Below are 2,705 nucleotides of genomic sequence, written 5' to 3' on the forward strand. Positions count from 1 at the left end.
AAAGTTAGCCAGGTCATTCGCCAAATCGGCGATAAGCTTAAATTTTATATGCACTTTGGTACAGGCAACTACAACGGCAGTTCGGCTAAAATTTACACCGACGTGAGCTTTTTTACCTGCGGCGACCGCTTCGATAAGGACACGACGAATTTCTTCCACATCCTTTCGGGCTACAACAAAAACCGCAAGCTTGACAACCTCTCTATGTCGCCGATGCAGATCAAAGAGCGGCTTTTAGCGATGATAAAAAACGAGGAGAAGAAAGGCTCTGCCGGCAGGATCATCGCTAAGATGAACGCTCTTGTCGACGGCGATATGATCAAGGCGCTATATAAAGCAAGCGCCGCGGGCGTAAAGATCGATCTCATCGTGCGCGGCATCTGCTGCTTGCGCCCGGCGCTTAAGGGCGTCAGCGAAAATATCCGCGTGATCTCGATCGTCGGCAAATACCTGGAGCACGCTAGAATTTTTTACTTCGCGCACGCGCAGCCCAGCCTATACATCGCGAGCGCGGATTGGATGCCGCGAAATTTAGAGCGCAGGCTGGAGCTGATGAGCCCGATTTACAACGAAAATTTGCAAAACAAGCTAAAAGAAATTTTAAAACTTCAGCTAAGCGATAACGAGCTTGCATTCGAGCTGCAAAGCAGCGGCGAGTACCGAAAGATCGTGCCGAAAAAGGGCGAAGAGAAAATCGACGATCAGGAATTTTTAGAAATTTATTTCAATAAAATTTATAAAAACATCCGCAAACACGACGAAAGCGGCACGGCGCTAACCAAGCTTTTGAAGGAGAGCTAACGCGGTTCTGTTCGGCTTGTGCCAGGGCTGGCTGTGCACCTAGCCCGCGCGCAAGCCGAGCTTATAAATGCTAAATGCAAAATTTTTGCCGTGAACGCGCGAGTAAATTTACGGAAATTCTAAATTTTATAAATTTTGTGGAACGTAGCTTCGTAAAAATGCCGGTCGGCATGATGCCCAAAGTACTACGTGCGTAGATAAAATTCCGCTTACTTATGATAAATTTTTAAAATTTTTTAACTTAAAATTTCAAAATTTATTTGCCCGTCATCGTTTAGTATTTCATTAAAATACTTTCAAATTTAAAGTAAAAATTTGTAATTTTAAAAAATATAAATTTAAGAGATAAAGGCGCAAGCCTAGGAATTCTTTAAATTTAATTAAATTTTATAACTATAAATGATAAATAAATTCTTTTTAATTTAAATTTAAAGAATTTTTCACTAATATACTGCTCTTTTTAATAACGCCTATGAGAAATAGTATTATAAAAGGAGCAAAATGAGCCTATTTAGGTTTTCCATTGCAGCCGCAGGAGCACTCTGTTTATGCGCGGCCACTTTAGCTGCGGAAGATGATAGCGAAGTCAATTCCCAAGATTTAGGGCAGATCAATGTTACGGGAAACGTAGAAAGCGACCCGCTTACCAAAAAAGTCGGCGAAACCAAAAAGAGCGCCAAGCAACTCGCCAAAGAGCAAGTTAGCGATAGTAGAGATATGGTTCGTCACGAAACCGGCGTTTCAGTTGTCGAAAGCGGAAGATTTGGTGCTAGTGGTTATTCGATCCGCGGCGTGGATGAAAATCGTGTAGATATAAGTATTGATGGACTTCGCCAAGCAGAAACGTTAAGCTCGCAAGGTTTTAAAGATCTATTTGAAGGATACGGAAACTTTAATAACACTAGAAACGGCGTTGAGGTTGAAAACGTAAGACAGGTAGATATCACTAAAGGTGCAGATTCGGTAAAAAGAGGCTCGGGCGCGCTAGGTGGCTCAGTAGCGTTTGAGACAAAGGATGCGAGAGATTATCTAACGGAGAAGGATTGGTATTACGGATTTAAGCGCGGGTATCAAAGTGCGGATAGACAAAACTGGCAAAGCCACGCAGCTGCAGTTCGGTTTAAATGGTTTGATCTCTTGGCTATTCACACCGATAGAGAAGGACATGAACTAAAAACCTGGGGTTATAAAGACTATGATCCTACCGTCATCAGAAAGGTTAGGGAAAAGCCCGATCCGTATAGAATTTACAAGAAAAGTACCCTTGTCAAATTTGGTTTTCAACCCACCGATACCGATAGATTTAGTCTGGGATATGATAATTCCAATATAAAATCGGAAGGAACGGATTGGTCAAATCAATTCGCTCTTTACAATACGCAAACCCCTTGGGGAGCATTGACTAACGATATACGACACACTAACGATACAAGCGAAAGAAAGAATTACTCGTTTTCTTACGAAAATTTCGATGAAACGCCTTTATGGGATAGCCTGAAATTTAGCTACAATAAGCAACGTATTAAACTAAAGGCAAGAACGGACGAATATTGCGAGGGCGATAACTGCGCGGGTATTTCAAATCCGTCCGGTCTACATATAAACGAAAACGGAAAAATGGTAGATAAATACGGAGGAGAAGTAAAGACATGGCTAAAGTGGGGATTTATGCCTACATTAGTAGATAGTCAATTTGATTTTTCAGATCCGGATAATCCAAAAAATGAACCTCATATATTAAATACGGACGCGTATAGTAGTTATAAACCTAATGATGATGTTTACGTAAATTGTGATGAATATGATTGTTCTAAAGGCATGACTCTTTTTGATACCGATAGCGGCACATATAAAACATATTCCATAAACAAAATAACTACACCTTATAGCAAAGGCAATTACGG

Annotated in this window: 1 protein-coding gene and 1 pseudogene; both read left to right on the forward strand. The window is 41.1% G+C overall.

The genetic code is table 11. The annotated features are described in order from the left end of the window. Positions 1–801: pseudogene (locus Q0236_RS12105) on the forward strand (RNA degradosome polyphosphate kinase); the annotation flags it as partial. 501 nt (positions 802–1,302) lie between these two features. Further along, positions 1,303–2,705: TonB-dependent receptor plug domain-containing protein (locus Q0236_RS12110; protein ID WP_297918429.1), on the forward strand; the 1,403-nt coding region annotated here is incomplete at its 3' end.

The organism is uncultured Campylobacter sp., from assembly GCF_938031315.1.
Taxonomy (GTDB): Bacteria; Campylobacterota; Campylobacteria; order Campylobacterales; family Campylobacteraceae; genus Campylobacter_B.